Genomic DNA, 6,662 nt, shown 5'->3' with positions numbered 1-6,662 from the left:
CGCGACGGCACCCTCTACGAATCCCGGACACCGAAGAACATCGAACTCGCTGCATAACCCCAACAGCCCCGAACCACCCCAAACCCGACAGCAATGCCTTGACGAAAGACATAGAGGCACCCCCCGCCGGTGGTGCGCTGGTGGTTCCCCGGGCGCCCGGTCAGGGATCGGAGCGCCCTGTTCGGGTACTCCCGGGTGGGGCCGGAGTCGGGTCGGTGGTTTCCTCGGTGACCCTCTCGATGCCCGGGGCGATGAGGGACATTCGACGGGCGATCGCCACTTCCACGTTGAACTGGGCCCCGGCCAAGAGGGCGAGGTTGGTGACCCAGAGCCAGACCAGGAACACCACGATTCCCGCGAGGGAGCCGTAGAGACGGTTGTAGGTGGGGGCGTTCGAGGCGTAGAGCGCGAATCCCGCCGATGCCGTCAACCAGAGGACCACCGCCAGGGCCCCACCCGGCGCGTTCCGTCGGGTGTCGCGGGTGGGACGTGGGCCGGTGCGGAACACCATCAGGACCAGCACCGCGCCCAGACAGAGCAGGAGTGGCCACTTCAAGACGTTCCACGCTGTTATCGCGGCGCTGTCCATGCCCAGCAGATGCCCCGTGAACCGGGCCAGCCCTCCGGTCAGCAACAGCACCAGAGCGCTGGAGACCAGAAGAACCAGCAGCATCAAGGCGGTGAGCACGATGCGCGGCAGCGTCCTCCATATGGGCCGGGTGTCCCGTACCCCGTACATGGTGTGCAGGGCCCGTCGGAAGACCCCCAGGTAGCTGGTCGCCGACCACAGTGAGCCGATCGTGCCGAACACCACCAGCAGCCACACCGCCGATCGCTGATCGGCCATGCCCCGCAGGGACTCCTCCAGCAGATGCCGGGATGCCTCGGGGACCACCGCTCCCAGCTGGTCCACCAGTTCGGGGACGGCGTTCTGGCCGGTGAGACCCACCACCGACACGGTGACCAGCAGCATGGGGAAAATCGCCAGCATGGCGTAGTAGGTCAGGGCCGCCGCCCAGTCCATGAGGTCGTGGTCCCACACAGCCCCGGGGGTTCGGCGCAGTGCCCGGCCGAAGAGCTTCCGGTGTGAGTCGGGGGCCTCCGTATCGATCGGCTGCCGCTCTCCGACGGGAGCGTGGCCCTCGGGCCCGAGCCCGTGTCCGGTCACGGGCTCCCCCGTGGTGCCCGTCCCGCCTCTCTCCACCGTGTCGCCCGGTTTTCCGGAGGTGACGCCTCCCACCGGGTCCGCGGACTCCCCGTCCTGCCCGGGCACTCCCGGACCGGGAAAGGCGGTGGCGGCGGCTTCCGCCCCGGGCACGGCGCCCGGAGCCGGCTCGGACGGGGCGGGGAAACCCGTACCGGATGAGGGGCCTCCGACGCCTGCCCCTCCGCGATGACCAACCACGGCTGCTCCTTGTCACATCATCCGCGGTTCCGCGGCGCCACCGGCTCACGAGTGCGAGCCCGCTCCCTCAACCGACGAAACCCCGAGAACGGTTTCCGTGGCTTTCCCACCCCGCCTGCCCGATGGATCAGTCCTGCTCACAGGAGCGGTTCCACCGAAACGGGTTGTTACCGGGGATCGTATGGCCTACCCCGTCGCCCCACCGATGTGGAATCCCTCGTTCGTCCTCTTCTCTGCTCGTATGCCCGGGACGATGGATGTGCTCTCCCTCTTCGGCCGTGCTTCACCTCCACTTCCGGAGCAGTCCTTCCCCGGGGAACGGGGCCGGCCGCACCGGCGCGCGCCCGTCCGCTCTCTTCCCCGCGCGATCGGACCGGCGTGGAGAGAGCGGACGGCGGGAGGCGGATCCCCGACCGCCGCCGCGCTCGCCGTCGGTGGGCCGAGACGGCCGACCGACTTTCCCCACCACCGGACCCCGTCCCCCTCTCCCCGGGGGTGTGATCGAGGCGAGATCGCGGACTCACCGGCGGGAAGAACTCACACCACTCGTACGGCCGGCTCCGGTTCGAGGACTTCCTCCTCGGGGAGGAACACGTCCTCCACCACGATGTTCACCTCCACAACCTCGAGACCCGTCATGCGTTCCAGGCCCAGGATCACGTTCTCCCGCACCGCCGCCGTGACCTCCGGTATGGAGAGGCCGTACTCGATCACCAGATTCAGGTCGATCGCGGTCTGTCGCTCACCGACCTCCGCCTTCACCCCGACGAAGGCCCCTTCACGATTCCCCGTCAGGCGATGACGGAGAGATCCCATTCGGGCGAGACCTCCCCCCGCGGGGGCGGACACCCCGGGGATCTCGCGGGCGGCCATACCCGCGATCTTCTCCACCACGGTGGCCGCGATCGAGGTCCGACCACGCATGACCGCCGGCGCTCCCGGGCCGGTGGCCCCCGCCCCGATCGTGCGCACCACCGGGACGGCGGGACGCGGCTCCGCCGGACTCTCCGGCGAAACGGTGATTCCCGTCGGCGTTCGCGAGTTGGTGGGGATGTTCGTCTCCGTCGTCATCGCACTCTCCTTCGTCGTTCTCGTATTCGGCGGCGCCCGCTGGGCGGGCCGGTGTCCTGCCCGATGCCCGGTGGGTCTCCGGTCGGTGGGCCGTCGGGTACCGGGCCGGGGCTCGACCGGACTCCCCGGGCCCCGCAGCCGAAGCGGGTCCTCCCCTCCCCGCTTTCCCCGTGTTGGGGCGGACCACCTCGTTGTCCGCCGTGCAATCCCGGGGAAGCCCGCCTCCCCTCCCACCCGGTGCTCTCGGCTCGGCCGGGTTCGTTCCCCGCCCGGCCTCATTTCCCTTCGGTCCGTCACTTCTTGGACACCTGCGAGGAGCGTTCGTCACGCGGAGACGACGAAATCGGCTCGGCGATCACCCGGCCGGGTGATCGCCGAGGAGCCGGCTCCGGCATTCGGGTGAAGTGCTCCACCTTGTCGTGACGATGGACTCTCCCGGGTGTCCAAAGAGGAAACGAAGGTTCGTCGGAAGGAGAGGTCATGTTCCGTGATGACGATGCGCTCCCTCGGCGACCGGGCGAGGACGCCCGCCTGACCGCCGAGGCGGCGAAAGGGGATCAGGAGGCGTTCGAGACGCTGGTGCGCCGGCACACCCCGGAGCTTCTTCGGTTGGCCGGCCGGCTGGTGGGCCCGGGCGGGGATCCCGAGGACATCGTGCAGGAAGCATTCGTGACGGCATGGCGGAGGCTGCCGGAATTCCGGGGTGATGCGGCTTTCCGCAGTTGGATGTTCCGGATCGTCACCAACCGCTGTCTCAACCACATCAGAGCGCGCCCACCCCTGACGGGGACGGAAGTGGTACCCGAAGCGGTCCCGGCCGGCGGGTACGGCTCTCCGATTCGCACCACGGAAGCCCGGGAGGCCATGCGGGATCTCCTCGTGGCGCTCGGGCGGTTGCCCGAGGATCAGAGGGCGTGCTGGATCCTGCGCGAGCTGCACGGTCTGTCGTACGAGGAGATCGCCGGGGTCGTGGGAGTGGAGCATCCCACCGTCCGCGGTCGCATCCATCGGGCCCGACGCATGTTGACGGAGGAGATGAGCGCGTGGAGATGACACCGTCGATCAACCCCCCGGAGGAGGACGGCTCTCCCAAGCCCATCGGAAGGCTTTCCCTCCAGAACCGTTTGGTGAGTGGCCGGGACATGGGACATCCGGGATCCGCCGGTACCCCGGGCGCCCCGTGGCAGCCGCCCGCTTCCGCGTGCGAGGAGGCGGCCGAGCCGGAGCCGGAGAGGGGCGGTGGGGAGGGGGCACGCCGCTTGGAGGAGGCGGTTCGGGGACTTCGCCGGGTGGACGCGGACTCGGTGTTCCGGCCGGAAGAGGAGTCGGGGTTTCGGCCACACGAGGAGGACCGGGGCGTGGCCGCGGTCGTCCGGCGGGTGATGGAACGTGTTCGCGCGGAGCCCGTTCCCGGGAGCTTTTCCCGCCCGGTGGAGAAGGGGTGGGAAAGTCGGATCGCCACCGATGCCGAGCGAGCTCTGCGTGCCGTGGTGGAGGCGATGGACGGTGTCACCGCGGTGGAGTGTTTCCTCTCACCGATGGCAGGCAGGGGGTCGGGGCCATGGTTCGAGACACACGGGGCGGGAGAAGGGGCGGGGGATCACCGGTCGATCGTGCCCCTGAGCGTGCGGGTGGAGTTGGGGGGCGGATCCGCCCCCTCATCGGAGGCGCTCGACGAGGTGCGTGAGCGGGTGCGGGAGGAAGCGGTGGAGGTGTGGGGGCTGGACGTGCGAGCGGTGGATGTCCTGATTCCCGGCCCCGGAGCCGAGGAGCCGGCGGGATGCGATGGACGGTCGACGGATTCTTCCCTGCCCGCCTGACGCGAAGAACAAGAAACGGTGGTGTGGGGTCCGCGCACTCGGGTCGGAACGAGAGGGGCCCCGACCCCCATGGAGGGGAAACCTGCCCCGAGTGGGGCGGAGTTTCCTCGTGGGGGCCGGGGCCGGGGCCGGGGCTCGGGAGCGTGGCTCAGGGGCGCCGGTCGCGTCACTTGGTGTCGTCGGGGGCATCCGTCTCGATGCGCTCCTTGCGGACCTCACCCTTCACGGCCTCTTCGTCCGTGTGCTCCTCGGCGCTCAACCGGACCCGTTCCACCGGTTCGACACGGGTTTCGACCACCGGTCGTTCCTCGTGCAGGGTCACCTCGTGCTCGGACTCCGTGATCTCGGGGCCGGCGGTGGCGGTGTCCCGATTTTCGTCGGTGATCGGCTCGCGTTCGACCCGGACCTCCTCCCGGGTGACCGGGACGGTCCGCTGCTCCTCCTCGGTGACGACGTACTTCCGCAGACGGGCACGGCCGGTCTCGCGCCGCTCCTTTCCGACGTGCATGCGTTCCTCGGAGCGGGTCATCGCGTCGTCGTTTCCGGAACCCCGATAGCCGGGAGGAGAGTCGGCGGTGGACGGTTCCTGCGCGGCCCTGCCCTCGGTACCGGTGCCGATACCGGCGTCGAGCCTCGGCTCGGTGTTCTCCCAACCGCCGGTGTCCGCCTCCATCTCGGTTCCGGTGCGCTGTTCCCGGTCGGAGCGGGCCCAGCCTCCGGTTCCAGAAGCGTTGGCATCCTGCCAGGCGGTGTCCCAGTCGATGCCGTAGTGCTCGTAGAGCCGGTGCTCCTCCTGCTCGGAGAGATGTCCACCGGAGTCCACGTCCACGTTCGGCGCGTCCTTGACCATGTCCTTGTTGTAGGGGACCTCCAGGTGGTCCTCGACCAGGTTGGCCTCGTGTATCGGGATGAACGACTCGTTGGTCCCGAAGAGGCCGGTCTTGACGCTGACCCACTCGGGGCGGCCGGTGGCGTCGTCGAGGAAGACGTGCTTGGCTTCGCCGATCTTCTTGCCCTCACGGTCGTGGACCGGGTGGTCCAGTACGGCCGGGATCTGCTCTCGAGTGATCACTGTTCTCCTCCTTCTGCTGCCTACATAGCGCCTAACCTGTACGAAACGCTCGAAAACCCACGGAAGGGTCAATTTCTCAACCAGATGAGGGGGTACCCCGGTGAAACGGAGAGGGGGCGGAGGCCGATGGCCACCACCCCTCCCGGGCTCCGCGGCTCCGGCTCGGTGACGCTCAGAGCTTGCGCGTGTCCCGCGGCTCCACGTAGGGCTCCGTGTCCGGCGGATACCCGTTGGTGATCGCGCGAGAGCGCTCGAGTTCCGCGTTGACCTCCAGTCCCAGCAGGATCGCGATGTTCGAGATCCACATCCAAATCAAGAAGATGATCACGCCGGCCAGGCTGCCGTAGGTCTGGTTGTAGTTCCCGAAGTTCGCCACGTAGATCGCGAAGCCCACCGAGGCCAGGATCCAGAGCAGCACCGCCAGCAGGCTGCCGATGCTGACCCAACGGAAACCGTGCTTGACGTTCGGACAGGCCCAGTACAGCAACGCGATGACCATGCTGAACAGCAGCACCATCACCGGCCACTTGGCGATGTCCCACACCTGCACCGCGGTATCGCCCAGTCCCACGATCTCACCGGCCCGAGTGGCCAGTGTGCCGGTGAACACCACACCGATCGCGATGAGTACCAACACCACCACCAACACGACGGTGACCCCGAAACGGATCGGCAGGGTCTTCCAGATGGGGCGCCCCTCACCGATGTCGTAGACCGAGTTGGAGGCTCGCATGAACGCCGCGATATAGGCGGAGGCGGACCACAGGGCGACCGCCAGACCCGCGATCAGGGCGAAGCCCGCGCCGGCTGTCCCCTCGAGCTGCTCCAGCATGCTGGTCAACAGATCCCGCGCCGGGCCGGGGGCCAGCTCCCCCACATTGTCAATCATGGTCTGAACGGCATCGGTCCCCATCAATCCCGCGATCGAGACCAGGGCCAGCAGCGCCGGGAAGATCGACAGGATGCCGTAGTAGGTGAGCGAGGCGGCCCAGTCGATCAGGCCGTCCTCCTTGAACTCCTTGGCGGTGCGCTTGAAGACACCTTTCCAGGAGCGCTTGGGGAGATCGGTCGGACTCTTCGGCGGCTCCTCGCCGCGGGGGCCCTCCGGGGGGCGCCCCTCTGCCGAATCGACGGCGCGTTCGTGGGTGGTGTCCGTGTCGCGCTCACCGGGGGCCGCCCCCCGCTCGGTCTCCGCCCCACTTTTCCGTCCGTGTCCCACATATCGCCGTGCCATGTCGCCACCTCTCCCGGCGGGCCCGGAGGGCCCCGAAGTCCGATCCGGAGCCCGACGGGC

6 protein-coding genes are annotated in these 6,662 nt (G+C 68.7%); 2 read left to right on the top strand and 4 right to left on the bottom strand.

The genetic code is table 11. From position 1 onward, the window contains the following. Positions 1-160: 160 nt before the first annotated feature. Together LZF96_RS23005 and LZF96_RS23000 are read right to left on the bottom strand one after the other, a co-directional pair. Positions 161-1,168, bottom strand: coding sequence for a YihY/virulence factor BrkB family protein (locus LZF96_RS23005; protein ID WP_233876138.1), 1,008 nt, complete (start codon positions 1,166-1,168; stop codon positions 161-163). A gap of 774 nt (positions 1,169-1,942) precedes the next feature. Continuing rightward, on the bottom strand, positions 1,943-2,476 hold the full coding sequence (locus LZF96_RS23000; RefSeq protein ID WP_233876136.1) for an Asp23/Gls24 family envelope stress response protein: 534 nt from the start codon (positions 2,474-2,476) through the stop codon (positions 1,943-1,945). A 480-nt stretch (positions 2,477-2,956) separates the two neighbouring features. On the opposite strand from LZF96_RS23000, the gene LZF96_RS22995 reads away from it, so the two are divergent. Then, positions 2,957-3,529: an RNA polymerase sigma factor gene (locus LZF96_RS22995; RefSeq protein ID WP_233876134.1), complete on the top strand. Its 573-nt coding sequence runs from the start codon at positions 2,957-2,959 to the stop codon at positions 3,527-3,529. A gap of 305 nt (positions 3,530-3,834) precedes the next feature. Further along, positions 3,835-4,296, top strand: a complete 462-nt coding sequence (locus LZF96_RS22990) for a hypothetical protein (protein ID WP_233876132.1) — start codon at positions 3,835-3,837, stop codon at positions 4,294-4,296. 166 nt (positions 4,297-4,462) lie between these two features. On the opposite strand, the gene LZF96_RS22985 is transcribed toward LZF96_RS22990, so the two are convergent. Both LZF96_RS22985 and LZF96_RS22980 read right to left on the bottom strand, forming a co-directional pair. After that, positions 4,463-5,368 carry a DUF2382 domain-containing protein gene (locus LZF96_RS22985; protein WP_233876130.1) on the bottom strand — a complete coding sequence of 302 codons (906 nt, stop codon included), beginning with the start codon at positions 5,366-5,368 and terminating at the stop codon, positions 4,463-4,465. Positions 5,369-5,540: 172 nt separating this feature from the next. Then, positions 5,541-6,602: a YihY/virulence factor BrkB family protein gene (locus LZF96_RS22980; protein ID WP_233876128.1), complete on the bottom strand. Its 1,062-nt coding sequence runs from the start codon at positions 6,600-6,602 to the stop codon at positions 5,541-5,543. Positions 6,603-6,662 lie beyond the last annotated feature (60 nt).

The sequence above is a fragment of the Streptomyces sp. ST2-7A genome, assembly GCF_021390475.1.
Lineage (GTDB): Bacteria > Actinomycetota > Actinomycetes > Streptomycetales > Streptomycetaceae > Streptomyces.
Note: the sequence above shows the minus strand (reverse complement) of the source record. Positions and strands in the feature narration are given on the sequence as shown.

Excerpts from the sequence above, each read along its gene's own strand:
- LZF96_RS23000 (WP_233876136.1), bottom strand. The coding sequence starts at position 2,476 with ATGACGACGGAGACGAACATCCCCACCAACTCGCGAACGCCGACGGGA.
- LZF96_RS22995 (WP_233876134.1), top strand. The coding sequence starts at position 2,957 with ATGTTCCGTGATGACGATGCGCTCCCTCGGCGACCGGGCGAGGACGCC.
- LZF96_RS22980 (WP_233876128.1), bottom strand. The coding sequence starts at position 6,602 with ATGGCACGGCGATATGTGGGACACGGACGGAAAAGTGGGGCGGAGACC.